Source organism: Glycomyces sp. NPDC049804 (genome assembly GCF_040674615.1).
GTDB classification, from domain to species: Bacteria; Actinomycetota; Actinomycetes; order Mycobacteriales; family Micromonosporaceae; genus Glycomyces; species Glycomyces niveus.
The window spans coordinates 258,710-283,692 of the sequence record NZ_JBFAMQ010000001.1 but is presented as its reverse complement, the minus strand read 5'-3'; the positions used below and the strand labels follow the sequence as shown (position 1 = coordinate 283,692).

Annotated in this window: 25 protein-coding genes and 1 tRNA gene; 4 read left to right on the top strand and 22 right to left on the bottom strand. The window is 68.8% G+C overall.

Annotated features, from left to right (window positions below; translation table 11 throughout):
* Positions 1–51: 51 nt before the first annotated feature.
* The 12 genes from AB0K52_RS01315 to glmU all read right to left on the bottom strand — a co-directional run bounded on the left by AB0K52_RS01315 (position 52) and on the right by glmU (position 11,596).
* Entirely contained in the window at positions 52–714 is a 663-nt protein-coding gene (locus tag AB0K52_RS01315) for a hypothetical protein (RefSeq protein ID WP_363524467.1), read from the bottom strand.
* A gap of 1 nt (position 715) precedes the next feature.
* A complete protein-coding gene (locus AB0K52_RS01310) occupies positions 716–2,113 on the bottom strand; it encodes a type VII secretion target (RefSeq protein WP_363524464.1) in 1,398 nt (465 codons plus the stop codon).
* A gap of 20 nt (positions 2,114–2,133) precedes the next feature.
* Positions 2,134–2,496 (bottom strand): YbaB/EbfC family nucleoid-associated protein, encoded by a 363-nt coding sequence (locus AB0K52_RS01305; protein WP_363524462.1) that lies wholly within the window; start codon positions 2,494–2,496, stop codon positions 2,134–2,136.
* On the bottom strand, positions 2,493–2,807 hold the full coding sequence (locus AB0K52_RS01300) for a YbaB/EbfC family nucleoid-associated protein (protein WP_363524459.1): 315 nt from the start codon (positions 2,805–2,807) through the stop codon (positions 2,493–2,495). The genes AB0K52_RS01305 and AB0K52_RS01300 overlap by 4 nt, the downstream gene beginning before the upstream one ends.
* 237 nt (positions 2,808–3,044) lie before the next feature.
* Complete coding sequence (locus AB0K52_RS01295) at positions 3,045–4,793, bottom strand: hypothetical protein (protein WP_363524456.1); 1,749 nt, start codon at positions 4,791–4,793, stop codon at positions 3,045–3,047.
* Between the two features lie 2 nt (positions 4,794–4,795).
* Positions 4,796–5,521 carry a hypothetical protein gene (locus tag AB0K52_RS01290; protein WP_363524453.1) on the bottom strand — a complete coding sequence of 242 codons (726 nt, stop codon included), beginning with the start codon at positions 5,519–5,521 and terminating at the stop codon, positions 4,796–4,798.
* A gap of 13 nt (positions 5,522–5,534) precedes the next feature.
* Positions 5,535–5,870: a hypothetical protein gene (locus tag AB0K52_RS01285; protein ID WP_363524450.1), complete on the bottom strand. Its 336-nt coding sequence runs from the start codon at positions 5,868–5,870 to the stop codon at positions 5,535–5,537.
* Positions 5,871–6,033: 163 nt separating this feature from the next.
* A complete protein-coding gene (locus tag AB0K52_RS01280; protein WP_363524447.1) occupies positions 6,034–7,539 on the bottom strand; it encodes a sugar transferase in 1,506 nt (501 codons plus the stop codon).
* Positions 7,540–7,651: 112 nt separating this feature from the next.
* On the bottom strand, positions 7,652–8,245 hold the full coding sequence (gene pth / locus AB0K52_RS01275; RefSeq protein WP_363524444.1) for an aminoacyl-tRNA hydrolase: 594 nt from the start codon (positions 8,243–8,245) through the stop codon (positions 7,652–7,654).
* Between the two features lie 9 nt (positions 8,246–8,254).
* The gene (locus tag AB0K52_RS01270; protein ID WP_363524441.1) at positions 8,255–8,869 is read right to left on the bottom strand and encodes a 50S ribosomal protein L25/general stress protein Ctc; all 615 of its coding nucleotides are present in this window, start codon (positions 8,867–8,869) and stop codon (positions 8,255–8,257) included.
* A gap of 201 nt (positions 8,870–9,070) precedes the next feature.
* The gene (locus tag AB0K52_RS01265; RefSeq protein ID WP_208495346.1) at positions 9,071–10,054 is read right to left on the bottom strand and encodes a ribose-phosphate diphosphokinase; all 984 of its coding nucleotides are present in this window, start codon (positions 10,052–10,054) and stop codon (positions 9,071–9,073) included.
* A gap of 102 nt (positions 10,055–10,156) precedes the next feature.
* Positions 10,157–11,596 (bottom strand): bifunctional UDP-N-acetylglucosamine diphosphorylase/glucosamine-1-phosphate N-acetyltransferase GlmU, encoded by a 1,440-nt coding sequence (gene glmU, locus AB0K52_RS01260; RefSeq protein ID WP_363524438.1) that lies wholly within the window; start codon positions 11,594–11,596, stop codon positions 10,157–10,159.
* Positions 11,597–11,763: 167 nt separating this feature from the next.
* Here glmU and AB0K52_RS01255 point away from each other — a divergent pair, with 167 nt between their 5' ends.
* From AB0K52_RS01255 to AB0K52_RS01240, 4 genes are read left to right on the top strand one after another with little or no spacing between them, the layout of a single operon-like run.
* On the top strand, positions 11,764–12,861 hold the full coding sequence (locus AB0K52_RS01255) for a substrate-binding domain-containing protein (protein WP_363524435.1): 1,098 nt from the start codon (positions 11,764–11,766) through the stop codon (positions 12,859–12,861).
* Positions 12,862–12,870: 9 nt separating this feature from the next.
* The gene (locus AB0K52_RS01250) at positions 12,871–13,638 is read left to right on the top strand and encodes an ATP-binding cassette domain-containing protein (RefSeq protein WP_363524433.1); all 768 of its coding nucleotides are present in this window, start codon (positions 12,871–12,873) and stop codon (positions 13,636–13,638) included.
* The gene (locus AB0K52_RS01245) at positions 13,635–14,897 is read left to right on the top strand and encodes an ABC transporter permease (RefSeq protein WP_363524430.1); all 1,263 of its coding nucleotides are present in this window, start codon (positions 13,635–13,637) and stop codon (positions 14,895–14,897) included. The genes AB0K52_RS01250 and AB0K52_RS01245 overlap by 4 nt, the downstream gene beginning before the upstream one ends.
* A gap of 3 nt (positions 14,898–14,900) precedes the next feature.
* Entirely contained in the window at positions 14,901–15,983 is a 1,083-nt protein-coding gene (locus AB0K52_RS01240) for an ROK family protein (RefSeq protein WP_363524427.1), read from the top strand.
* Positions 15,984–15,995: 12 nt separating this feature from the next.
* On the opposite strand, the gene AB0K52_RS01235 is transcribed toward AB0K52_RS01240, so the two are convergent.
* The 10 genes from AB0K52_RS01235 to AB0K52_RS01190 form a co-directional block, all read right to left on the bottom strand.
* Positions 15,996–16,067: transfer RNA gene (locus AB0K52_RS01235), tRNA-Gln, on the bottom strand.
* Positions 16,068–16,153: 86 nt separating this feature from the next.
* Positions 16,154–16,837, bottom strand: a complete 684-nt coding sequence (locus AB0K52_RS01230; RefSeq protein ID WP_363524425.1) for a hypothetical protein — start codon at positions 16,835–16,837, stop codon at positions 16,154–16,156.
* Between the two features lie 62 nt (positions 16,838–16,899).
* Positions 16,900–17,586, bottom strand: coding sequence for a hypothetical protein (locus AB0K52_RS01225; protein ID WP_363524422.1), 687 nt, complete (start codon positions 17,584–17,586; stop codon positions 16,900–16,902).
* 76 nt (positions 17,587–17,662) lie between these two features.
* Positions 17,663–18,532 carry a LemA family protein gene (locus tag AB0K52_RS01220; RefSeq protein ID WP_363524419.1) on the bottom strand — a complete coding sequence of 290 codons (870 nt, stop codon included), beginning with the start codon at positions 18,530–18,532 and terminating at the stop codon, positions 17,663–17,665.
* 80 nt (positions 18,533–18,612) lie between these two features.
* Positions 18,613–19,941, bottom strand: a complete 1,329-nt coding sequence (gene glmM, locus AB0K52_RS01215) for a phosphoglucosamine mutase (RefSeq protein WP_363524417.1) — start codon at positions 19,939–19,941, stop codon at positions 18,613–18,615.
* A gap of 148 nt (positions 19,942–20,089) precedes the next feature.
* Complete coding sequence (rpsI, locus tag AB0K52_RS01210) at positions 20,090–20,632, bottom strand: 30S ribosomal protein S9 (RefSeq protein WP_208495356.1); 543 nt, start codon at positions 20,630–20,632, stop codon at positions 20,090–20,092.
* A gap of 25 nt (positions 20,633–20,657) precedes the next feature.
* A complete protein-coding gene (rplM, locus tag AB0K52_RS01205) occupies positions 20,658–21,101 on the bottom strand; it encodes a 50S ribosomal protein L13 (RefSeq protein WP_208495357.1) in 444 nt (147 codons plus the stop codon).
* A gap of 318 nt (positions 21,102–21,419) precedes the next feature.
* Positions 21,420–23,018 (bottom strand): phosphomethylpyrimidine synthase ThiC, encoded by a 1,599-nt coding sequence (gene thiC / locus AB0K52_RS01200; RefSeq protein WP_363524413.1) that lies wholly within the window; start codon positions 23,016–23,018, stop codon positions 21,420–21,422.
* A 339-nt stretch (positions 23,019–23,357) separates the two neighbouring features.
* Positions 23,358–24,197: a bifunctional hydroxymethylpyrimidine kinase/phosphomethylpyrimidine kinase gene (gene thiD / locus AB0K52_RS01195; protein WP_363524410.1), complete on the bottom strand. Its 840-nt coding sequence runs from the start codon at positions 24,195–24,197 to the stop codon at positions 23,358–23,360.
* Complete coding sequence (locus AB0K52_RS01190; protein ID WP_363524408.1) at positions 24,194–24,982, bottom strand: thiazole synthase; 789 nt, start codon at positions 24,980–24,982, stop codon at positions 24,194–24,196. The genes thiD and AB0K52_RS01190 overlap by 4 nt, the downstream gene beginning before the upstream one ends.
* Between the last annotated feature and the right edge of the window lies 1 nt (position 24,983).

Sequence of the window (24,983 nt, the reverse complement as noted above, 5' to 3'; positions counted from 1 at the left end):
GGGCCGACGAGCACTTGAGGCGCGTGGGTCATTCGTCCTCCCACTCGGTGATCATGCATGTCGCCCCCGGGTCGGACCCGGGTCGATGTCGAAGCCGGATTCGTCGGACAGGAGCACCCGGTGATACATCGCGCTCCGAGGCCGGTACTTCCGCGAAAAACGGCGTTCAGCGTGGGGTTGGTAGCGGATCTGCGCGGCTGCGACTTCGAATTCGACCTGAAATCGCATCGGCTCAGCGGGACGGCCGACCCGATTCCGCAGTTCGAGGAACGGCTCGCGCTGGCCGGACTCGAGCAGCGAAGTGAAGGACACCACCGCGAACCGACGATCGGTCAGCAGCCAAAGGCCCTGATCAGACCCATGCGAGGGCTGTGAGCGAACAACCGCCGTGCAGTCCGGTGTCCCGCCGAAGACGATCACGGTCGGCAGCCGCTTCCGCCTCGGATAATTCGAGAAGTCGAAGTCGGAAAGGCAAGCGGAGAACTCGGCGATCCGGAGGAAAACCGTCCACACGGCTTTGACGGGAGCAAGAAGCACTCGCAGCGGCCCGCGACGGCGGGGCTTCCCATTCTCCCGCAGCCCGTCGACGAAATAGGATTCCTCTGCCCGCTGTGCCGTCCACCGGACGACCTCACCGGGATGCAGATAGCGCTCGTGCAAGAGAGCGATGCCGTCACTGGCGGGATCGAACGCCCGGTACTCTCCCACGGCCACGCTAACTCCCGATCTGTGCCGCAGCACCGTCGAGGTCGCTCTGGGATTCCGAGTCAGCTTGCTCGTAGGTGTCCGCGCAGTCCCGAAGCTTGGAAGCCTCCCCCCGGATCGCTTCTGCAAGTCCGTCAATCTGCTCGATGAGGGTCGCGCACCCTTCAGCGTACGGTTGCTCGAAGAAGAGCCCGGTAAGTCCCCAGGTCATTTCTGCCGCGCCGGCTTCAGCGGCCGCAGTCGAAATCGCATCGGCGTTCGGCGCTCGATTGTCGAGGGCCGATGCGGCTGCGCGCAGCTCCGCCGGATCGACCGCATAGCCGTCGTACGAGCCGCTGGAAGCCTCGGTGATGGTCCCGGTTCGATCCGGGACTGTGGCGACCAGCCCTTGGACGATGTTCTCCCACTCGGCCGCAGCAGCGGCTCCGAGTCCCTTACCTGCGGAGAGCAACACGTTCACCCAGATCTTCGCGCGCAGCGGGTCCTTGAAGCCGATTTTGAAGAGTCCGACCTGCATGGTCTCGAACGCCTGCTTGCCGAGTCGGAACTTCTTCGTTCCGCGCAGAAGCATTCTTGCGGCTTTGATGGCGGCGCTCAGGAGAAACACTGCGACGGAGCCGCCTGCGGTCACGGTGGCCGTGGCCAGCGCCACCAGACCGCGGGTGATCAGCCAGGCCACCAGCTCGGAAAGGATCGCCTGTATGACCTCGTACACCGTGATCGCGAGCAGCCGCGCCCAATCGAGAAGCTGAGCCATGCTTCCGGCTCCGTGAGCGATCGCCCGTGCCGACGCGGCGACCCCTCCGATCTCGTTGCTGGCCCGGTCCGCCGCTTCCCCATCCCAGGTCTGGAGGTTGCCGTCGACGTCAGCGATGATCTCATCGTCGAGTGCATCAGGTGCGGTTTGCACCTGCGTCAACAGGTCCACCTGGCGCTGCATCTCGCCGTCGTCGCCGGTCACCATGAGCACCAGGTCGTCCAAGGGCTGGACCAAGTCCATGACAATGGTGACCCCGGCGCTCGCGAGCGCGTAGATCGGGTCCTTCATGAACTTGAATGCGTCCATGGTCAGGCCCGTCATGAGGCCGGTCAGCTCAGAACCGACGTCCTTCGCCGCGGTGTCGCCCGACAAAGCCTGATCGATTGCGTCGGCGGCAGAGGTGAATCTCTTGACGAACGGAACCTGGGTCGAGGTGTGCGAGCCGGCCTCGTAGCCGGATGCCTCCGTGTACTGGCTGATATCGGAGCCGTACTGCTCTGCGTTATCGTCCCCCGGGCCGTAGATAGCCGCCTCGGCACCGTCAAGTGCTTGGTCTCCGTATGGAATTCCTGAGGCGTCGACCCCGGCTTCATCGAGGCGCTGTCGGAGGACGGAATCGTCCTGTGCGTGGGATTCGTTGTCTGACATAAGGATCTCCGGGGTCCGGCTCAAGTGCGGTATTGATTGAGGATGGCTTGCACATCGAGCGTCTCGCCGAGCAGACGCTTGGCCATCTCAGCCGCCCTGTCCGCATGGACCTGCTTCGCATGCATCACTGTCTGACGGATGTGTTCGCCCAGAGCGTTTCTGAATCGCATCGCGTACTCATGGATTTCCACCTCGTCCACAAGGCCGTCGCTGTCGAGCTTGACTCGAATGAAGCCGTCTTCGGAGTGGACCTCCACTGCCTCAGCGCATAGCTCCCCCTGCAGCGCTTCGAGTTTGGAGAGCATCTGCTCGGCGCTCTGTTCCATCTGCTCGAGGCGGGCCAGCATCTCATGCGGTCTCGGTCGGTCGGCGCCGCCGGTCATGCGTTGTCCTTCTCATCCTTGGCAGCCGAGCGCACGAACTGCTCGCCCAGCATCGATCGAACGATTTCCTGCGCCTTCACGTCAACCGATCGCTCCGCTGCACGGATCGTCTCGGCCACGATCGGCCCCAGTTCGGCAGCGGAGAACTCGAAAGCCTGCAAGCCCAGGTCGATTTTGCGAATCCGGCCTCCTGCTCCGACGATGACTCGGATCGCGCCGTCTTCAGCGACGACGTCTGCTTCGATCTCGGTGATCGCTCGTTGGAGTCGGGCAGACCTATCGGCGAGGTCTGAGGGTTCGTTGTTCAGCACGAATGAAATCCATCCAGTCGGTCGCGCGCGAGGACCCCATTGGAACGCTTCCATATGTCGGGATATCACTCAAGACGTGCGATCGTTTTGACACGCAAGAGAAGGCGATCATGCCCGCCCGACGTGAGTTTGCGACGGAATCGGGCGGGCACGAGTCGATCGAGGCATGAAACCTCAGCCGTGGGAGGGTCTCTCCCTTACGGCTTGGTTTCGTGCCCTTGCGTTTGCGCTCGATACTTACACGAGCGGGTCGTTCTCGTCGTTGAAGCGGGCGAGGCCCCAGATGTCCTCGTCTTCGGTGAGCCAGGTACCGGTGTTGGCTTCCTCGTCGTCGCCCACGCCGTTCGCGCCGCGGCCGCCGCCCATCATGCCGCCGGCGCCGGCGCCCGCACGGCCACCCGCTCCAGCGGCCTTGCCGAAGAGGCCCTGGCCCTTGCCGACACCGCCCGCACCGGCGCCACGGCCCGCGCCCCCCGCTCCGGTCATGCCCGTCATGCTGCCGGCGCCGCCAGTGGCGGGACCGAAGAGCCCGGAACCGGGGCCGAGGCCACCGCCGCCCGCACCCATGCCGCCGCCGCCAGCGCCGGTGCCGAGGCCCGGACCCGTCAGCGTGCCGGAACCGGCACCGAGGCCCCCGCCCGAGGCGAGACCGCCGGAGGTGTCCTCGTCATCGTCGGTGGAGGACTCCCACGGGTTGAGTCCGGTGTCGGTTCCGGTGTTGGAGCCGCTCGGGACGTTGCCGCCACCGAAGTTGTTCGAAGTTGCGGGCGGGGTCAGACCAGCGCTGCCGGAACTGTTGACGGAGCCGTTCCAGTCACCGCCACCGGGCGGCGAGTAGCCGGAACCGCTCAGGTCGCCTGCAGATTCGCGGAAGGTCGTGTCCCCGGACGGCTGCACCGTCGGGACGAACTCGGACGCGGAGGTCTCGGCGTCCTGCCAGCGGGCGGTGACTGAATCGTTCTGTTCCGCCGCGCGTGCCTCATAGTCTTGCGAGCCTTCCGCGTAGTCCTGCTGGGCACGCTCATTCGCGTCCTGCCGAGCCAGCTGCTCGGCCTGAGCGCGCAGAGAGGACTCCTGAGAAGGGGTCAGCGTGGTCGCTTCGGCCTTCTCCTCGGCATCCATGCCCTTCGTGTCGACGCCGTTGACGTGCTCGGCCTTGAGGCGCGTGTAGTGGTACTCGGTTTGGTCGACGACATACTCGTTCAGCTCGTTGGTGTACTCACCGTCGAACCCGCCCATTTCCATGGCGCCCTTGACGCCGTCATCCTCGCCATCGAGTGCGCAACCGTCGCTGATCTCGCACTCGCCGGAGTGGAACGGGGGACGGACGTGGATCTTGGTGTCGGTGAAGAGGCTGCCCTCGTCCTCGACCCAGTACTGGGGCGCGGGGTAAGGCAGCTCGCCGGAGCCGCCACCCTGGAGGTTGTAGATCTCGTCGCCTTTTTGGTTGAGCAGGCCAACCATGCCGGTGGTTTCCGTACCGATGTCAGAAGAGATCTGCTCGCAGTTTGCGAACACCGCCTCCATCTGCTCTGCGAAGGCATCGAAGTCGTTGCCCTGCCAGCCATTCGACAGCTCGGTCAGCTTGGATCGGAGGATCGGCGCGACGGCGGTGCCTTCGTTGTCGGTGAAGTCGTTGTTGAACATCCCCCACTTGAGCGCGATTTCCTTGAGCGCGTATTTGTCGGGGTCAGCGGGCCGGACTTGGGCCACCAAGGACTGAACCTCGTCCTGGCTGGGAGCGGCGGTGCCTGTGGCAACGCATTTCAAGTTCGAGATCTGGCCCGCTACGGGAATCGCCGAGACCAACTTGACCCATGCGTCCTCGGCAGGGTTGTGGGTGTTCTGGCAATCGCCGTTAGGGCAGGGGTCGCCACCGAGATAGGCACCGTCCGCCATCGACTGTTGACTGTCAATGGCTTCTTGACCTGCAAGGTCGGCGTTGCCTGCGTAGTCCTCGGTCTGGAATTCGATGTTGTCGCCCATGACTACTGAACCTCCGCAATCCGGTCGTTGACGGTCTGGTTGACCTCAGGAAGATAGGTATCGACGAACCACTGGTTCAGTTCGTCACTGGTGAACTGGTACGCCGGAGTGCCCTCGTTCCGCAGGCCGAAGTCGGCGCCGTAGTTCAGCTGAATGTGGAAGACCCACTGGCCATCGCGCGCGATCACTTCCACGTTTGGGCTCTCAGCGCTGCCGGTCCAGGAGATCAAGGCTCCCTGATCCCAAGGATCGCCGAACTCTTCAGCCTGCGCGTCAGTGCCCTTGGCCGCCTCCGACTCTGCGGTTGCGACACGGTCTTCGTAGGCGGTCGTGGCCTGCTCTTCGCTCTCAGTGGGAACAATCTTGACCTTGATCTCGCCGCCGCCCATGGTGCTGGCGTACTCGTCTGCGGCGGAGATGCTGATGAGATCGTTGCAGCCGATGGACTCGGGATCCCAGGTGTTGCCGATCTCAGCACTGCTCGGTTCGCCACCAGTGCTGGTAGATGATCCGTATCCCTCAATCCCCATGTACTCCGTAATGGGCTGGAGGTTGCTGAGGACTTCACACGCGTCCCAGGAAGACATCTCGTCGTAAACGGCGTTGCCGCCACCGTCACCGTTGGCGTCGCCAGAGGTGTCGCCGCCTCGTTCGACGAGACTGCAGCCGCTGAGAAGGAGTGCCGCGGTGCCGGTCGCGGCGAGGATTTTGAAAGCAGAGGACTTCATCAGGTCCGGTGTCCTAAGAGTTGTTCTCGACGTCGGATTGGCTGGCGTTGAACTCGGTCAGGTTCAATTCTTCGGCATCGGTGTGGACACCCAGCGACTCGTTGATGGTCACGATCGCGCCGTATAGATCCGCGCGTAGCTTCTGCAGGTTGTTCCACACCTCTTCGTGGGCTGCCGCGTAGTCGCGGCGGGCCTGCTGCGACGAGTCGAGGAGACCGAACCCGGGCTCGACTCCCAACTCCTCACCAGTACGAAGCAGCTGGAGCTTCTCAGTCACGAAGTTGAAGCGCGCCGCGAGTTCGTCGCGGTACGCCTCCAGGTAGGCGGGATCGAGAATGCGCTGAGCCACGGCGGGGACCTCCGGGGTGTATTCGGGCGAAAGTTCTGCAAAACCGTCTCGATTTTAACGGTTCGATGCAACACCGTGTGACCGCGGTGTTCTCGCGTCTTCGCCGGCGCGGAAGCGAAAGCCCCGCCCGGCTGAGCCGGGCGGGGCGTCGACCGTTTCCGGGTCAGTAGGCGCCCTGCGGGCGCAGGATGGCGGTCACCGTGCGGAGCAGGATCACGAAGTCCAGGGAGAGGTTCCAGTGCTCGACGTAGCGGAGGTCGAGGCGCACGGCCTCTTCCCAAGGGAGGTCGGAGCGGCCGGAGACCTGCCAGAGGCCGGTCATGCCGGGTTTCACGGCGAGGCGGCGGCGCATGTCGGATTCGTAGGCGGCGACTTCGATGGCGAGCGGGGGGCGGGGGCCGACGAGGCTCATGTCTCCTCTGAGGACGTTGACGAGTTGGGGGAACTCGTCGATGGAGAAGCGGCGCAGGTATTTGCCGACTTTGGTGATGCGGGGGTCGTCCTTCATTTTGAAGAGGACGCCGTCGCCTTCGTTGAGGTGGGCGATCTCCGCGAGGCGGCGTTCGGCGTCGAGGTGCATGGTGCGGAACTTCCAGATCGTGAACGGCTGGCCGTCCTTGCCGATGCGCTCCTGTTTGAAGAGGGCGGGACCGGCTGAGGTGCAGCGGATCAGGAAGGCGGCGGTGAGGAGGAGCGGGGAGAGCGCGAGCAGGAGCATGGCGGCGCCGATGCGGTCGACGGCTTCTTTGGCGAGGCGGCGGACGCCGGTGAGGCGGGCGTGGTCGAGATGGAGCATGGGGAGGCCGTCGACGGGGCGGACGGTGGTGCGGTCGCCGGCGACGTCGACGAGGGCGGAGGCGACGATGAGGTCGACTTCGCTGCGTTCGAGCTTCCAGGCGAGGCGGCGGAGGGCCTGGCCGTCGATTTCGGGGCAGCCCAGGACGATCACCGTGTCGGCGCGTTCGGCGGCGACGGCTTCGGCGATGCGGTCGAAGCTGCCGCGGATGCGGGTGTCGAAGTCCAGGAGTGCGCCGCGGGGCTCGTCGGTGGGCAGGCAGGCCGCGACGACGTTGAGGCCGTGGTAGTGCTCGCGGCGGAGCTGGACGATGAGGGCGGCGACGGAGGACTCGTGGCCGACGAGGACGACGCGCTTCATGCAGCGGCCGCCGCGGCGCATGCGGTGGAGCCATTTGCGCCAGCCGAATCGGGCGACGGTGGAACAGGCTGCGGCCGTGGGGATCGCGATGAGGACGAACACGCGGGACGTGGGCAGCTCGAGTCCATAGGAGACGATGGCGACGGCGGCGGTGAGCGCGACGGCGGCGTGGACGATGCGCTGGTACTCCTCGGTGCCGACGAAGAGGTAGCGCTTCTCGAAGGCGCGGGAGAGGCCGAGCGCCGCGATCCACACCGCGGGCAGGGCGATCAGGGCGAGGGCGTAGACGCGGGTGCCGTCGTTGACGTGGCCGAAGCGGGCGAAGAAGGCCAGGGCCGCGCCGAGGATGCCGGCGGTGACGTCGGAGGCGATGATGCCCGCGAAGTACTTGCGCTGCCAGGTGGGCGGGCCGCCGTAGGGCCGGGTCGCTTGGGGTCCTATGGAATAGACGCGTCCCCTGGCAGGGAGGTCGTGCACGCCTTCGGAAGCCGTCGAGTCCGCAACCACTGTCATGCCCGGATAACGAGCGACGGGACGTTGGGTGACGGGATTGTCACCCTGCGGAGTACGTGAGATTCAGTCCACTGGGGAGGTCAAGCGGGAGGCGCGTTACCGGGGCGCCGGTTCAATTCTGCTTCGCGGCGTTGAACTGGTTCTGCGCCAGCACGAAGCCCTTTTCGATGATCGCCTCGACCGCGTCGGCGGCGAGTTCGATGTTGAGTTCGACCTCGGGGCGCTCGGCTTTGGCGAAGTCCTTGAGGACGAAGTCGGCGGCGTCCTGGCGGCCCGGCGGGCGGCCGATGCCGAAGCGGATGCGGGCGTAGTCCTTGGTGCCCAGGGACTTCGTGAGGGAGCGGAGGCCGTTGTGGCCGCCCTCGCCGCCGCCGCGCTTGAGGCGGAGTTCGCCGAACGGGACGTCGAGCTCGTCGTGGACGGCGATCACCGATTCGGGCGGGACCCCGAAGTACTGGGCGAGCGGTGCCACGGATTCGCCGACGAGGTTCATGTACGTCAGCGGTTTGACGAGAATGACGCGAGGCCCGCCTACCCCCAAGCGGGCCTCGCAGACTTCGGCGCGGGCCTTGCGGGCCACGGCGAAACGGGCGCCGACGCGCCGGGCGAGCGCGTCGGCGACCATGAAACCGACATTGTGGCGGTTCGCGGCGTACTTCGGTCCGGGGTTGCCCAGGCCGGCCACGAGCGTCGGGGTGTCGGTCATGTCGAGTGCTTACTCGGCGGCGGCTTCGGCCGGGGCTTCCTCGGCCTCGGCGGCCTCTTCGTCCTCGGCCGGGGCCTCGCCGCGCGGCTCGCTCACGGTGACGACGGTCTGCTCACCGTCGGTGAGGATGACGACGCCCTCGGGCGCGGTGATCTCGGAGACGATGCGCTGCGAACCGATGGCCAGGCCCTCGAGGTCCACCTCGATGGACTCGGGGATGTGGGTCGCCTCGGCCTCGACGGACAGAGCGGTGAGCTCGTGCACGACCAGGCCGCCCTTCTCCACCTCACCGGTGAAGGACAGCGGGACCTCGGTGGTGACCTTCTCGCCGCGGCGGACGATCAGCAGGTCGGCGTGGACGATCTCGTCGCGCAGCGGGTCGCGCTGGATGTCCTTGGGGATCACCAGCTCGCGGGTGCCGTCGGTGACCTCGATCGCGATGAGCTGGTTGGCGCCGCCCTTGCGGATGGCGGCGGCGAGCTCGAGCGAGGGAAGGGAAATGTGGAGCGGCTTCTCGCCGTGGCCGTAGACCACCGCGGGAACCTTTCCAGCCCGGCGCGTACGGCGGGCACCGCCCTTCCCGAAGTCAGTGCGAGGCTCGGCGCTGATACGAACTTCGGACACGGAAATACTCCCCTGTTTTTTAGCAACATTTCATGCGGCGCTCGACGCTCACGTCGGCATTCAGAAGGGCACAGCAGCCCTGAAAAGACCTACGCCTTTGCGTCGATTACGGCGCCCTCTGGAGGACACCCTCGCCGTCGGCAACCCCACCAGAGTACTACGCGCGTCAGATCAGGCTTGACACGGGCGTCGATATGTGACTTACGAGAGACCGCCGAAGAGGGTGGTGACCGAGCCGTCGTTGAAGACCTCCCAGATGGCCTTCGCGACGAGCGGCGCGATGGACAGGGTGGTGATCTTCTCCAGGTCCTGGGCTTCCTTGGGGAGCGGGAGGGTGTTGGTGACGATGACCTCGCTGACGGGGGCCTTGGCGAGGCGCTCGACGGCGGGGCCGGACATGATCGCGTGCGTGGAGGCGATCACGATGTCCTCGACGCCGGACTCGGCGAGCATCTCGGCCGCGGAGCAGATGGTGCCGGCGGTGTCGATCATGTCGTCGATGAGAAGACAGGTGCGCCCCTCGACGTCGCCGACGACCTTGTGCGCGACGACCTGGTTGGGCTTGAGCGGGTCGCGGGTCTTGTGCACGAACGCGATCGGGCAGCCGCCGAGCCGGTCGGACCAGCGCTCGGCGAGGCGCACGCGGCCGGTGTCGGGAGAGACCACGGCCATCTGGCGGTCGGCGTACTTCTCCTCGACGTAGCGGGCGAGGGTGCCCATGGCGAAGAGGTGGTCGACGGGGCCGTCGAAGAAGCCCTGGATCTGGGCGGTGTGGAGGTCCACGGTGAGGATGCGGTCGGCGCCGGCGGTCTTGAGCAGGTCGGCCATGAGGCGCGCGGAGATGGGCTCGCGGCCGCGGTGCTTCTTGTCCTGGCGCGCGTACGGGTAGAACGGCAGCACGACGGTGATGCGCTTGGCCGAGCCGCGCTTGAGCGCGTCGATCATGATGAGGGTCTCCATGACCCACTCGTTGATCGGGGCGGGCATGGACTGCACGACGAAGGCGTCGCAGCCGCGGACCGACTCCTGGTAGCGCACGAAGAGCTCGCCGTTGGCGAAGGAGTAGGCGCTCATCGGGGTCGGCGCGACCCCGAGGTGCTTGCCGATCTCCTCGGCCAGCTCCGGGTAGGCACGCCCGGAGAACAACATGAGCATCTTGGAGTTGACAGCGGACATGCTCGCCATGACGTGGGCTCCCCCAGTAGGTCGTCTCACCTGAACCTCGACGGTTCCAGTGTCCCCGACCCGGCCCCGAAGCGCGAGGGGACCGGGTCGTTTAGTGTCCCGTCACGCTTCCGACACTCCCGCCTCACCCTTCGCACGCCTGGCTGCCTTGTCGGAGACGGTGCCGGGGCGCTTGCGCGCCACCCAGTCTCCGATGGCGGTCTGGCGGGCGCGGGCCACGGCGAGGTCGCCGGGCGCGACGTCCTTGACGATGGTCGAGCCGGCGGCCACGTACGCGCCGGCGCCGATGTCGACCGGCGAGACGAGCACGGCGTCGCAGCCGATGAAGGCGCCTTCGCCGATCTCGGTGCGGTGCTTCTGGACGCCGTCGTAGTTGACGACGATGACGCCGCAGCCGATGTTGGCCTCGGCGCCCACGGTGACGTCGCCGAGGTAGGCGAGGTGCGCGGCCTTGGCACCGGCGCCGATCTCGGCGTTCTTGGTCTCGACGAACGCGCCGATCTTGGCGTTCTCGGCGAGCTTCGAGGCCGGGCGCAGGTGCGCGAACGGGCCGACGTGGGCGCCTTCGCTGATGTGCGACTGGTCGGCGTGCGAGCGGACGACGACGGCGTCGGCGCCGACGATGGTGTCCGTCAGCGTCGTGTCGGGGCCGATCTCGGCCCCGGAGTCGACGGCGGTGGCGCCTTTGAGCTGCACGTTCGGGTGGAGGTGGACGTCGGGGGCGACCTTGGCGGTGGCGTCGATCCAGGTCGTCGCCGGGTCGTCCATGGTGACGCCGGACTTCATCAGCTCGGTGTTGATGCGGCCCTGGAGGATGCGGCGGAGGTCGGCGAGCTGGGCGCGGTCGTTGCAGCCCAGGGTCTCGGTCGGGTCGTCGACGACGACCGCGCCGACGGCGTGGCCGGCCTCGCGGGCGAGCTCGATGATGTCGGTGAGGTAGTACTCGCCCTGGTCGTTGGCGGTGCTCAGGCGCGAGAGCTGCTCGCGCAGGATCTGGGCGTCGACGGCGAAGGTGCCGGAGTTGATCTCGCGGATGGCGAGCTCGTCGGCGTCGGCATCGCGGTGCTCGACGTTGCGCAGGACGTTGCCCTCGTTGTCGCGCACGATGCGGCCGAGGCCGGTGGGGTCGTCGACGACGGCGGTGAGGACCGTGACGGCGTTGCCCTTCTTCTCGTGGACCTCCACGAGTTCGGCGATCGAGGTCGAGCGCAGCAGCGGCGCGTCGCCGAACGCGACGATCACCGTGCCGGTGAGGTCGGGGTTGGCGTCCATCGCGACCTGCACGGCGTGGCCGGTGCCGAGCTGCTTGTCCTGGAAGACCGTGGTGGCCTCGGGGGCGACCTCGGCGAGGTGGGCGCGCACCTGGTCGGCGGCGGCGCCGACGACCACGATCTGGCGCTGCGGGCCGACGGCCTTGACGCTGCGGAGGACGTGGCCCACCAGGGAGCGGCCGAGCACTTCGTGCAGGACCTTCGGTTTGGAGGACTTCATGCGGGTGCCCAGGCCAGCGGCCAGGATGATCGCCGAACGCTCACTGCTCATGATGGGCCATCGTAGTCGGTGGCCGCGTGGCGAACGGCTCGACCCGGGGACCCGCGTCGTCACCGAATCGTTACGAATGGAACACGTTCTCCATCGCCCCGATACTTGTGCGAGCTGCGTCACTCATCATATGTTGCAGACAACAACAAACCTCGGAGGCACCTCTCATGCACCTTCCCAGCAGCTCCAAACCACGACTCGCGATCGCCGCCGCCGCCGGCGCGGTGCTCGCCCTGACCCTCACCGCCTGCGGGCAGGACGGCGGCGGTGGCAGCGACGACAAGCCGCTCATCGGCGTCATCCTCCCCGACTCCGCGTCCTCTGACCGGTGGGAGACCGCCGACCGCAAATACCTCGAAGCCGCCTTCAAGGCCGCCGGCGTCGACTACGACATCCAGAACGCCCAGGGCAGCCGCGAGGACTTCCAGACCATCGCCGACCAGATGCTCACTAAGGGCGCCGACGTCCTCGTCACCGTGAACCTCGACTCCGGCACCGGAAAGACCGTCATCGAGAAGGCCAAGTCCCAGGGCGTGGCCACCATCGACTACGACCGGCTCACCGAGGACGGCGGCGCCGACTACTACGTGAGCTTCGACAACGAGCAGGTCGGCGTCCTCCAGGGCGAAGGCCTCGTCGGATGCCTCGAAGGCGCCGAGAAGCCGCTCATCGCCGAACTCAACGGCTCCCCCACCGACAACAACGCGACCCTGTTCAAGGCCGGCTACGACTCGATCCTCGACCCGCTGTACGCCGACGGGACCTTCGAGAAGGGCCCGGACGAGTGGGTGCCCGACTGGGACAACGCCCAGGGCGGCACGCTCTTCGAGCAGATGCTCACCGACACCGGCACCCAGGTCGACGGCGTGCTCGCCGCCAACGACGGCCTCGCGCACGCGGTCATCACCGTCCTCGAGCGCAACAACCTCAACGGCACCGTGCCCGTCACCGGTCAGGACGCCACCATCCAGGGCCTGCAGAACATCCTCACCGGCGACCAGTGCATGACCGTCTACAAGGCGATCGAGCAGGAGGCCAACGCCGCCGCCGAACTCGCCGTGGCCCTCGCCAACGGCGAGCAGCCGACGACCGACGCCAGCGTCACCGACCCCGTCAGCGGGGCCGAGGTCGCCTCCGTGCTCCTCGAGCCCGTCGCCATCACCATCGAGAACATCCAGGTCGTCGTCGACGACGGCTTCGCCGACCCGGCCGAGCTGTGCGCCGGCGAGTACGCGGCGCTCTGCACCGAGCACGGCATCGGATAGGGGCCCTACGTGCTGCTCGAACTCACCGGACTCTCGAAGCGCTTCGGACCGGTTGAAGTCCTCTCCGACGTCGATCTCGCGATCGACGCCGGAGAGGTCTGCGCCCTCGTCGGCGACAACGGCGCCGGCAAGTCCACACTGGTCAAATGCGTGGCGGGCATCCACGGCATCGACGGCGGCGCCATCGCCGTCGACGGCGAGGCCCGCACCATCTCCGGGCCGCGCGACGCCGCGGCCCTCGGCATCGAGGTCGTCTACCAGGACCTCGCGCTGTGCGACAACCTCGACGTCGTCGAGAACCTGTTCCTCGGCCGGGAGCAGCGCCGCGGCCTCGTCCTCGACGACGACGCCATGGAGCAGCTCGCCGCCGAGACGCTCTCCTCGCTCGCGGTGCGCACCATCAGGAACCTGCGCCAGCCCGTCGCGAGCCTCTCCGGCGGACAGCGCCAGACCGTCGCCATCGCCAAAGCGGTCCTGTGGAACTCGCGCCTGGTGATCCTCGACGAGCCGACCGCCGCGCTCGGCGTCGCCCAGACCCGCCAGGTGCTCGAACTCATCCGGCGCCTAGCCGACCAGGGCCTGGCCGTCCTCTACATCTCCCACAACCTGAACGACGTGTTCGCCGTCGCCGACCGGATCGCCGCGCTCTACCTGGGCCGCATGGCGGCCGTGCTCGACGCCGCCGACGCCACGCAGTCGCAGGTGGTCGAACTCATCACCAGCGGCCGGTCCGGTTCCCTCGGGCTCGGCGCCGACACGAATGGAGCCCGGTCGTGAGCACGCAGGTAGAGACCCGGCCGGAGGCCGGGACGGAGCCGAGCGCGGTGCGCGCGGTCGCCGACCATGTGAAGGGGTACTGGGCGGAGGTGCGCTCGGGCGAGGTCGGGGCGCTGCCGGCCGTCGCCGGGATCATCGCGCTGTGCGTGTTCTTCGGGATCTCGCAGCCGGTGTTCCTCTCGGTGGGGAACCTCGCGAACCTGTTCGGTCAGGGCGCGGCCGTCGCGTGCATCGCGATGGGGCTCGTGTTCGTGCTCGTCATCGGGGAGATCGACCTGTCGGCGGGGTTCGCGTCGGGCGTGTGCGCGGCGATCATGGCGGTGATCCTCACGGACTGGGGGATGCCGTGGCCGCTCGCGATCGGCGCGGCGATCGCCACCGGCGTGGTGATCGGGCTGCTGCTGGGGACGCTGGTGGTGAAGCTCGGCATCCCGTCGTTCGTCGTGACGCTCGCGGCGTTCCTGGCGTTCCAGGGGATCGTGCTCATGATCCTCGAGGAGGGCAGCAACATCACGATCCACGACGAGACGGTGAAGGCCGTCGCGGGCGGGAACCTCGAGCGCTGGCAGGGCTGGACGCTGCTGGTGCTCACGATCGCCGCGTACGCCGGGCTGCAGCTGAACCGGTGGCGGCGGCGGGTGGCGCGGTCGCTCGTGCACGAGCCGCTCGCGGTCGTGGTCGCGCGCATCGCGGCGCTGGGGGCGCTGCTGACGGCGACGGTGTTCCTGCTCAACCTGGAGCGCTCGGCGAACCCGCAGATCATCTCGCTCACCGGGGTGCCGGTGGTGATCGTGATCCTCGGGGCGCTGTTCGCGGTGTGGACGTTCGTGTTGCACCGCACCAGGTTCGGGCGGCACCTGTACGCGGTCGGCGGGAACCGGGAGGCGGCGGTGCGCGCGGGCGTGAACGTCGACCGGGTGCGCATCGCGGCGTTCGTCATCTGCTCGGGCATGGCCGCGATCGGCGGCATCGTGGCGGCGTCGCGCGCGGCCTCGGTCGACCCCAACACGGGCGGGTCCAATGTGCTGCTGCTTTCTGTAGGGGCTGCTGTGATCGGCGGTGCTAGCCTCTTCGGTGGCAAGGGCACGGTGCGGGCCGCCCTGCTGGGAGGAGCGGTGGTGGCGATCATCAACAACGGCATGGGCCTGATGGGGCTGAGTGCCGGGGTGCGGTTCGGCGTCACCGGCGCGGTGCTGCTGCTCGCGGCGGGCGTCGACGCCATGTCCCGGGGCCGGGGCAAGCTCTTCGGCAGGCACTGACCGGTGGCCCTGCCCCCGGCGGTGGAGCTGCGGCGGCGCAACCGCGCGGCACTGCTCGAACAGCTCCACCGGCACGGCCCCCAGACCCGCGCCGCGCTCACGGAAGCGTTGGAGCTCAACCGGTCCACGATCGGCGCGCTGGCGACCGACCTGGCCGAGTCGGGGCATCTCCAGGAGACGACGGGGCAGTCGACCGGTTCGGCCGGTCGGCCCTCGACGCTCGTGGCGTGCGTGCCGCGGTCGATCACGGTCGCGGCGGTGGAGATCCGCGCGGACCGGTTGCGGTTCGCGCTGGTGGGGCTCGGCGGGGAAGTGCTGGAGCGGTCGGAGTCGGCGCTCGAGGAGGGCGCCGATCCGATCGAGGCGGTCGCGGTGATCATCGGCGGGACGGCCTCGGCCGCGGCGGTGGCCTCGGTGCCGGGCCTGGTCGACGAGGGCGCGGTCGCGCACTCGACGGAGCTGGGCTGGATCGACCGTGACGCGGCCGCCGAGCTGAAGGCGGCGACGGGCCGGGAGTGGCGGGTGGTCGACACGGCGACGGCCGCGGCGGTCGGCGAATGGTCGCGCGGCGACGCGGGCGAGGCCCGCAAGCTCCTCTACCTGCACGGCGGCCGGGGCCTGACGGCCGGTCTCGTGATCGAGGGCCGCGCGCAGCGCGGCGGCTCGATCCAGTTGGGGCACATCGTGGTCGAGCCCGGCGGCCGCGAATGCGTGTGCGGCCTGCGGGGGTGCCTGGACGCGGAGATGGAGGCCTTCGGCCTCGCCGACGGCATCGAGGACGCGACGCTCGCGGCGGGCATGGGCGACGCCGCGGCCCGGGACCGGCTGCGCCGCTCGGGAGAGGATCTCGGCCGGGCCCTGGGCGCGGTCGTGACGGCGACGGGCCCTGACGAGATCCTGTTCGGCGGCTGGCTCCGCGAGCTGTACCTCTCGACCGCCGCCCCGGTCCGCTCGGCGCTCGCGGAGACGACCCTCCCCCACCTGCGTTCGCGACTGCGGCTGCGCACACCGGTCCTGGGCGACGAAGGCGCCCTCATCGGAGCGGCGGAATCGGGCTTCGCCGCGGTCTTCGAGGAGATGCGCTGAGAGGGGATCCGGCTGGCCCGCCAGGACTCGAACCTGAAATGACTGAACCAAAATCAGTAGTGTTGCCAATTACACCACGGGCCATCGCGGGCAGCGCCCGCTATCGGCGGCCCGCGCGCAGCCATTCTAGCAGTCGGGGCCCGGAGCGCCGTCGGCCTCCGCTGGGGTCCTCACTCCTCCGACCAGACGTGCGCGGGCACCTGGGCGAGCACCTGGTGGAGGAAGTCCGCGTAGTAGAACGCCTCATCGAGCGCCAAGCCGCCCTTGCGGAACGTCATCAGCCACGCGCCCTCGAAGCGCCACCGGATCACGTGCGCCCGGGGGTCGGCGAGCATCCACTCCATAGTGCGCGGGTGGATCACGTCGTAGGCGAACCGAGGGCTGGGGGACGCGATCTTGAACTTGTCGTTGAACGCCTGGTTCTCGAAGGCGATGTCCTTGTCGAACCGGCGGGTCAGGAAGTTCTCGTGGCTCACGTCGAGCACCGGCCGCAAGGCCGGGAGGTCGATCGCCACGAGCTGGTAGTCGTGCGTCCGCTCCTCCTTGCCGCTGCCGGTCTTGAACCGGTAGTGGAAGAAATGCAGGTGCCGCCCTTTGAACGTGCCCCGGAAGACGTCGAGCGCCCGGTGCGAATGCCCCGCGGCGAACGGCGGCCGCCGCGTGATGCCCAGTGCCGACGGGTCCTCCGGCCAGTACTGGAAGCGGTGGTGGGCCGCCCAGGCCGCGCACTGTGCGATGCGGCGCTGTCGGGCCCGGCGGCCGAGCACGATCACCAGCGCCACGATCCCGCCGGGCACGGCGAGGCACAGCGTCGGGAAGAGGATCGTGCCGAACACCGCGGCCGCGGTCGACATGGCGCCCTCCTTGCGGTGCCGACGGGAAAGGGCCGCGTCGTGCGACGCGGCCCCCGGGGCTGCTAGTTGTTCGACCAGACGTGCCGGGGCACCTGGGCGAGGACGTCGATGAGGAAGTCCGCGTAGAAGAAGACCTCTTCGAGCTTGAGCGCGCCCGACCGGAAGGTCATGAGCCACGGCCCCTCGAAGCGCCACGGGTAGGAGCGGGCGCGCTGGTCCTGCAGCATCCACTCCATGGTGCGGGCGTGGATCACGTCGTACGCGAACCGCCGGTTCGGGGACTTGATCCGGAAGAAGTCGTTGAACGCCTGGTTCTCGAAGTCGATGTCCTTCGCGAAGCGCTTGGTCAGGAAGTTCTCCTGGCCGATGTCCAGCAGCGGCCGCGCCGTGGGCAGGCCGATCGCGACCACCTGGTGGTTGTGCGTCTGCGACTCCTTGCCGTGGCCGGTCGTGTACCGGTACTGGAAGAACACGATGTGCACGTTCTTGTACATGCCGCGGAAGACGTCGATGCCCTTGCGGGAGTGGCCCTCGTTGAACGGCGCCTCGGTCGAGAGGCCGGTCACCGAGTTGTCGCCGGGCTCGTAGTGGAAGCCGTACTGGGCCGCCCAGGCCCGGTACATCGCGATCTTCTTCTGCCGTGCGCGCCAGGCGAAGTACGCGCCGACGCCGACCACGACGAGGCACAGTACCCAAGCCCACCAGGGCATGTCGCTACTGCTGCTCGAGGCGAGCAGTGTCTCGTTCACTGGGGTGATTCCTTCTTACGGGCTGGCTAGCTTACGGCTCGCAAGCGTCGCCGAGAGCGGGGGACCGGACCGCGGGCTAGCGGCCGTAGGGCGGCTGGCCGTAACCGGGCTGCTGCGGCTGCTGGGGCTGCTGCGGGTAGCCGGGCTGCGGCGCGGGCTGGCCGTGGCCGGGCTGCGGGGCGCCGTAACCGGGCGGGGGCTGCTGCCCGTAGCCGGGCTGCGGGGCGGGCTGCCCGTAGCCGGGCTGGGGCTGCTGCTGGTAGCCGACCTGCTGCGGCTGGCCGTACGGCATCTGGCCGGGCGCGGGCTGCGGCGGCATCTGCTGCTGGGCCGGGGGCTGCTGCATGTAGGCGGGCTGGCCCATGTCGCGCATCTTCGGAGCCGTGCGGGCGGCCGGGTTGTCGAGCTCGAAGTACTCCTCGGGCTTGAACCCGCCCATCTTCGCGGAGATCGAACCGGGGAAGACCTGCAGTGCGGTGTTGTACTCGCGCACGTTCGCGTTGTAGAACCGGCGCGGGGCCGCGATGCGGTTCTCGGTCTCGGTGATCTCCTGCTGGAGCTGGAGGAAGTTCTGGTTGGTCTGCAGGGCGGGGTAGGCCTCCTGCATGTGGATCACGCCGCGGATGGCGTTCCCGAGCTGGCCTTCGGCCTGGCCCTGCTGGGCGTGGCCGGCGTTCGGGTCCTGCCGGGTCTGCATGGCCATGGCGCGCGCCTCGGCGACCTGCCGCAGCGTGGCGTTCTCGGAGCCCGCGGCCTGCTGCACGACGTACATCAGGTTGTCCAGCAGGTCGTACCGGCGCTGGAGCTCGACATCGATCTGCGCCCAAGACTCCTGGGTGATGTTGCGCATCCGCACCAGTTTGTTGCGACCGCCGATGGCGATGAAGACCAGGATCAGGCCGATCAGCAACAGGAGGATCAGGATCCAGACGATTGGGTTGCTCATAGAGCGTGAGCTTAGTGCATCTATGCCAGCGGGAGGGCACCGCTCGAGTGCCCTCCCGCTGCTCAGAAATATGGTCGGAATCAGCCCATCGCGTGCTCGACGACCGCAACGAGCTCGGCCGCGACGGTCTGCGCCACCGGCTCCTCGGAGGCCTCGACCATGACGCGCACCAGCGGCTCGGTACCGGAGGGGCGCAACAGAACCCGGCCGTCGGCGCCGAGCTTCGACTGCCACAGCGCGACCGCGCTGCGCACGTCGGCATGGTCGATCACGGACTTGTCCGTCACCCGCACGTTCACGAGCACCTGCGGCGCGGGGGTGAACACCGAGGCGAGGTCGGCGAGGGACCTGCCCGTGGCGGCCATCCGCGCCAGCAGCAGGATCGCGGTGAGCGTCCCGTCGCCGGTGGTGGCGTGGTCGGAGACGATGATGTGCCCCGACTGCTCGCCGCCGAGCGAGTACCCGCCTTCCGCGAGGCGCTCGAGCACGTACCGGTCGCCGACCCCGGTGACCTCGAGCTTGATCCCGGCCGTGCCCATGGCCTGGTGCAGGCCGAGGTTGCTCATGACGGTGGTGACGAGCGTGTCGCCGCGCAGCTGCCCGGCCTCGCGCATGGCGATCGCCAGGATCGCCATGATCGCGTCGCCGTCGACGTCGTTGCCGTCCGCGTCGACCGCGAGGCAGCGGTCGGCGTCGCCGTCGAGCGCGATGCCGGCGTGCGCGCCGTGCTCGACGACGGCCGCGCGCAGGCCGTCCATGTGCGTCGACCCGCAGTTCTCGTTGATGTTGAGCCCGTCGGGGTCCGCATTGATGAGGACGACTTCGGCGCCCGCCCGGCGCAGGGCCTCGGGGGCCGCGCCGGTGGCGGCGCCGTTCGCGGGGTCGAGCACGACCTTCAGGCCGTTCAGCGGGTGCGGCACGGCCGCGACCAGGTGCTCGATATACGACTCGACGGGGTCGACCGAGCGGACGATGCGGCCCACGCCGTCGCCTTGCGGCAGCGGCGCGGGGTCGCCCATGGCCGCCTCGATGGCGTCCTCGACCTCGTCGGGGAGCTTGCGGCCGCCGGCCGCGAAGAACTTGATGCCGTTGTCCGGCATGGGATTGTGCGAGGCCGAGACCATGACGCCGAAGTCGGCGCCGGTCAGGGCCGTCAGGTGCGCGACCGCGGGCGTGGGAAGGATGCCCAGGTCGATGACTTTCACGCCCGCCGCGGCGAGCCCGGCGGCGCTGGCTGCGGCGAGCATCTCGCCGGAGGCGCGGGGGTCGCGGCCGATGACGGCGACGGCGCGGCGGTCGGTGGCGCCGAGGACGCGCGCGGCCGCGATGTTGAGGCGGAGTGCCAGGTCGGGCGTGAGGTCGGCGTTCGCCCGCCCCCGTACGCCGTCGGTGCCGAACAGTCGTGACACAGTGTGGCTTCCCATCGTTGTGGCATAAAAAAACGGGGGCCGCCGAGGATGTCCTCCTCGGCAGCCCCGTCGCTTGTGCAGACTAGCGTGTTCCCCCGGCCGTGCAAACCCGCGGATGGCGGGCCGCCCTGCGGCCGGGGCGGGCGCGCTAGCGCTTCGAGTACTGCGGTGCCTTGCGGGCCTTCTTGAGGCCGTACTTCTTCGATTCCTTCTCGCGGGCGTCGCGGGTCAGGAACCCGGCGGCCTTGAGGGCCGGGCGGGTGTTCGGGTCGATCTCGACCAGGGCCCGGGCGATGCCGAGGCGGAGCGCGCCGGCCTGGCCGGTGGCGCCGCCGCCGTGGATGTTCACCAGGACGTCGAAGTTGTCGCCGGCCTCGACGGTCACGAAGGGCTCGGCCACGGTCTGCTGGTGGACCTTGCTCGGGAAGTAGTCCTCGAGGGTCTTGCCGTTGACGACGTACTTGCCGGTGCCGGCGACCAGGCGGACGCGGGCGATGGCGCGCTTGCGGCGGCCCACGGTCTGGATCGCGCGGTCGGCGGGGACCACCGGGATGCTCGGCACGGACGGCGCGGCGGCGACGTCGGCGGGGACCTCGGGGATCTCGACGGGGGCCTCGACGGCCTCGGGGGCCTCGGTCTCGACGACCTCGGCGGCTTCGGTGGCCTCGGTGGCCTGGATCTCGTCACTCATGTGGATGCTCCTGTTCCGCCCGCGCCTACTGCGCGATCTTCTTGATCTCGTACGGCTTCGGCTGCTGGGCGGTGTGCGGGTGGCCGGGGCCCGCGTAGACCTTCAGCTTCTTGGACACGGCGCGGCCGAGCTTGTTCTTCGGCAGCATGCCGAAGACGGCCTTCTCGACGACCTTGTGGGGGGCCTTCTCCATGAAGTCGGCGTACGACTTCTCCTTGAGACCGCCCGGGAAGCCGGAGTGGCGGTAGGCCTTCTTGGTCTGGAGCTTGTTCCGGGTCAGGACGACCTTCTCGGCGTTCACGATGATGACGTAGTCACCGGTGTCCGCGTTCGGCGCGAAGGTCGGCTTGTGCTTGCCTCGGAGCAGATCGGCAGCGTGCGTCGCGAGCCGGCCCAACACCACGTCGGTCGCGTCGATCACGAGCCACTGCGGGTCAATGTCACCCGGCTTAGGGCTGTACGTGCGCACAGGTTTACCTAGCTTTCGTTGTCGGTGTGGAACGAATCCCGCAGCTGAGGGCGGGACCGCCTGAATCCCCGGCCTCGGCGAAGCTTGCGAGCCGTAAATCGACTCAGCCTGAAGCGGCGCACCCGCCGCTGCGCGGCCGGTGTGGGATTCGTTGGACAGTGCTTCGGCGGTGCGGCCCGGAGGGGCCTCGCGCGGATGCACTCGAACAACAGCTGCCTAGTCTACGTGGTGGTGGCGGCCGCCCTGAAGGCGGCCGCCGTGACCTCGGCTACAGCGCGCGGCGCGCCCGCCGGATCATGGATCCTGCGGGAAACAGGGTCACGATCCGTCGGCGGCGGCGAGCGGCAGGTACACGCGGTTGCCCTGGGCGGCGAACTCGTCGCTCTTCTCGGCCATGCCCTTCGCCGCGTACTCCTTCAGCTCCTGGCTGATCTTCATCGAGCAGAACTTCGGGCCGCACATCGAGCAGAAGTGCGCGGTCTTCGCGGGCTCGGCGGGCAGGGTCTCGTCGTGGTACTCGCGGGCCCTGTCGGGGTCGAGCGAGAGGTTGAACTGGTCCTGCCAGCGGAACTCGAAGCGGGCCTTGGAGAGCGCGTCGTCCCATTCCTGGGCCTTCGGGTGGCCTTTGGCCAGGTCGGCGGCGTGCGCGGCGATCTTGTAGGCGATCACGCCGTCCTTGACGTCCTCCCGGTTCGGCAGCCCCAGGTGCTCCTTGGGGGTGACGTAGCAGAGCATCGCGGTGCCGAACCAGCCGATCATGGCCGCGCCGATCGCGGAGGTGATGTGGTCGTAGGCGGGCGCGACGTCGGTGGTGAGCGGGCCGAGCGTGTAGAACGGAGCCTCGCCGCAGATCTCCTGCTGGAGGTCGACGTTCTCCTTGATCTTGTGCATCGGGACGTGGCCGGGGCCCTCGACCATGACCTGGACGTCGTACTCCCACGCGATGTGGGTGAGCTCACCGAGGGTGCGGAGCTCGGCGAACTGGGCCTCGTCGTTGGCGTCGGCGATCGAGCCGGGGCGCAGGCCGTCGCCGAGGGAGAAGGCGATGTCGTACTTCGCGAAGATCTCGCACAGCTCGCGGTAGTGCGTGTAGAGGAAGTTCTCCTCGTGGTGGGCCAGGCACCAGGCGGCCATGATCGAGCCGCCGCGCGAGACGATGCCGGTGACGCGCTGGGCGGCGAGCGGGACGTAGCGCAGGAGGACCCCGGCGTGGACCGTCATGTAGTCGACGCCCTGCTCGGCCTGCTCGATGATGGTGTCGCGGTAGACCTCCCAGGTGAGCTTCACCGGGTCGCCGTTGACCTTCTCGAGGGCCTGGTAGAGCGGGACGGTGCCGATCGGGACCGGGGAGTTCCGCATGATGTGCTCGCGGGTCTCGTGGATGTGCTTGCCGGTGGAGAGGTCCATCACGGTGTCCGCGCCCCACTTGGTGGCCCAGGTGAGCTTCTCGACCTCGGCGGCGACGGAGTCGGAGACCGCGGAGGTGCCGATGTTCGCGTTGATCTTGGTGAGGAAGTTCTTGCCGATGATCATCGGCTCGGTCTCGGGGTGGTTGACGTTCGCGGGCAGGATCGCGCGGCCCGCGGCGATCTCGGCGCGCACGAACTCGGCGTCGAGGCCCTCGCGGACGGCGACGTACGCCATCTCGGGGGTGACGATGCCCTGCTTGGCGTAGTGCAGCTGGGTGGGGCAGTCGAGCTCGGCGCCGCCGTGCTCGATCCTGCTGGTCGCGGCGTCGCGGCGCTCGGCGATCCACACCTCGCGCAGCTTCGGCAGCCCGACCTCGGGGTCGGAGCCGGGGCCGGAGGTGTCGTAGAGCCGGATCGGCTCCTCGCCGCCGCTCAGCTCGACCTGAGTGAACGGCACCTGGATGTCGGGCCGCGGCCCTTCGACGTAGACCTTGCTTCTGGCGTTCATGCTGTCTCCTGAGAACTCTCGAAACCGTGCACGCGCCCGCCGGTCGAGCCGGGAGCGCGGAGAACGCGCCCACCGGCGAGACCGGCGACGCAAGCGCCGGCCGGCCGATCCGGCGGCGCGAAAACTGTCAGACCCCGCGGGCACCATCGGATTCGGGGCGATCGCGAACGCGACCCCGACTCACGACGAACCCGCTCGCGGCGGCATCGGAGCCAGAGCGGGAGCCCGCCCCGCAACGACGCCCGATGCGCGGCGGCCGCCGCGCATCGGCACCGGCTCCGGCACCAGCGCCTGCACGCGAGGCCACCGATCGCGAGCACCGACCCATGCGGCCCCCGCTCACAGGACCGTGTGCTTGCGGGCGTGATGGTGGTCGATCGGACCGGGGCCGGAGCCGAGCCGCCAGTCGGCGGCGGCCTGCAGCGCATCGGCCACATACGCCTTCGCGCCGCCGATCGCCTGCACCAGCGGGTGCTCCAGCGCGAGCCGGGCCGCGATCGCGGCCGCCAGCGTGCAGCCGGTGCCGTGGCTGTTGCGCGTCTCGACCCGCGGCATCCGCAGGTCGACCATGTGGCCGTCGCACCACAGCACGTCGACCACTGCCGCCGCCTCCCCCGAGGCGACCGCCTCGAGATGGCCGCCCTTGACGAGGACCGCACGCGGCCCGAAGGTCGCCAGCGCCCGCGCCGCCTCGCGCATGTCCGCGAGGTCCTCGACCTCCCGGCCGAGCAGTTGCCGGGCCTCGATCAGGTTGGGCGTCAGGACGGTCGCGAGCGGCCCGAGCTCGCCGAGGTAGGCGGCGGGGTCGCCGTCGTAGAGCGGGTCGCCGCTGCTGGTGACCATGACCGGGTCGACCACGAGGTTCGGGAGCCGGTCGGCCTGGCCGTATTCGGCGACGAGGGCGAGCATCTCGGTGCTGCCGAGCATCCCGGTCTTCACCGCGGCCACCGAGAAGTCGCTCAGCACGGCGTCGAGCTGCGCCCGGACGAGACCGGGCGAGACGCCTTCGGCGGCGGTGACGCCGCGGGTGTTCTGGGCGGTGATCGCGGTGACGGCGCTCGTGCCGTGCACGTCGTGGGCGGCGAAGGTATGCAGGTCGGCCTGGACGCCGGCGCCGCCGCCCGAGTCGGAGCCCGCGATCGTCAAGGCGACCGGCGGTTGCGGATGGCGGCGCTTCACAGGTCGGCCATCCCTTCGAAGCTCGAGGACGCGTTCGCCAAGTGGCGCTTGGGGATGCGCCCGGCCAGGCGGGCGGCGCGGCCGGCGTTCACGGCGTCGCGCATGGCGGCGGCCATGAGCGCGGGGTCGGCCGCGCGGGTGACGGCGGTGGCGAGGAGCACGGCCGAGCAGCCGAGCTCCATGGCGAGCGCGGCGTCGGAGGCGGTGCCGATGCCGGCGTCGCAGATGACCGGGACGTCGGCGTGTTCGCAGATCAGCGCGAGGTTGTGCGGGTTGCGCACGCCGAGGCCGGTGCCGATGGGCGCGGCGAGGGGCATGACCGCGGCGCATCCGGCGTCTTCGAGGCGGCGGGCGAGCACGGGGTCGTCGCTGGTGTACGGGAGGACGGTGAAGCCGTCGGCGACAAGGGTCTCGGCGGCGTCGAGGAGTTCGACGGAGTCGGGGAGGAGGGTGTCCTCGTCACCGATCACCTCGAGTTTGATCCAGTTCGTGCCGAAGGCCTCGCGGGCGAGTTTGGCGGTGCGCACGGCTTGTTCGGCGGTGAAGCATCCGGCTGTGTTGGGGAGGAGCTCGACGCCGCACTGCTCGATGACATCCAGAATGGAGCCCGTGGCCGCGGGGTCGACTCGGCGGAGCGCGACGGTGACGAGCTCGGTCCCGGAGGCGGTGATCGCCTCGGCGAGTTGCGCGTGATTGGCGGCGCCGCCGGTGCCGAGGATGAGGCGCGAGGTGAAGGTCTTGTCGGCGATCTTCAGATCGGCGTCGGATGTGATGCGCTGGTCCATG

Coding starts and splice junctions, on each gene's coding strand:
- AB0K52_RS01310 (WP_363524464.1), bottom strand. CDS start 2,113: ATGTCAGACAACGAATCCCACGCACAGGACGATTCCGTCCTCCGACAG.
- AB0K52_RS01305 (WP_363524462.1), bottom strand. CDS start 2,496: ATGACCGGCGGCGCCGACCGACCGAGACCGCATGAGATGCTGGCCCGC.
- AB0K52_RS01295 (WP_363524456.1), bottom strand. CDS start 4,793: ATGGGCGACAACATCGAATTCCAGACCGAGGACTACGCAGGCAACGCC.
- AB0K52_RS01290 (WP_363524453.1), bottom strand. CDS start 5,521: ATGAAGTCCTCTGCTTTCAAAATCCTCGCCGCGACCGGCACCGCGGCA.
- AB0K52_RS01280 (WP_363524447.1), bottom strand. CDS start 7,539: ATGACAGTGGTTGCGGACTCGACGGCTTCCGAAGGCGTGCACGACCTC.
- pth (WP_363524444.1), bottom strand. CDS start 8,245: ATGACCGACACCCCGACGCTCGTGGCCGGCCTGGGCAACCCCGGACCG.
- AB0K52_RS01265 (WP_208495346.1), bottom strand. CDS start 10,054: ATGGCGAGCATGTCCGCTGTCAACTCCAAGATGCTCATGTTGTTCTCC.
- glmU (WP_363524438.1), bottom strand. CDS start 11,596: ATGAGCAGTGAGCGTTCGGCGATCATCCTGGCCGCTGGCCTGGGCACC.
- AB0K52_RS01255 (WP_363524435.1), top strand. CDS start 11,764: ATGCACCTTCCCAGCAGCTCCAAACCACGACTCGCGATCGCCGCCGCC.
- AB0K52_RS01230 (WP_363524425.1), bottom strand. CDS start 16,837: ATGTCGACCGCGGCCGCGGTGTTCGGCACGATCCTCTTCCCGACGCTG.
- AB0K52_RS01220 (WP_363524419.1), bottom strand. CDS start 18,532: ATGAGCAACCCAATCGTCTGGATCCTGATCCTCCTGTTGCTGATCGGC.
- rpsI (WP_208495356.1), bottom strand. CDS start 20,632: ATGAGTGACGAGATCCAGGCCACCGAGGCCACCGAAGCCGCCGAGGTC.
- thiC (WP_363524413.1), bottom strand. CDS start 23,018: ATGAACGCCAGAAGCAAGGTCTACGTCGAAGGGCCGCGGCCCGACATC.
- AB0K52_RS01190 (WP_363524408.1), bottom strand. CDS start 24,982: ATGGACCAGCGCATCACATCCGACGCCGATCTGAAGATCGCCGACAAG.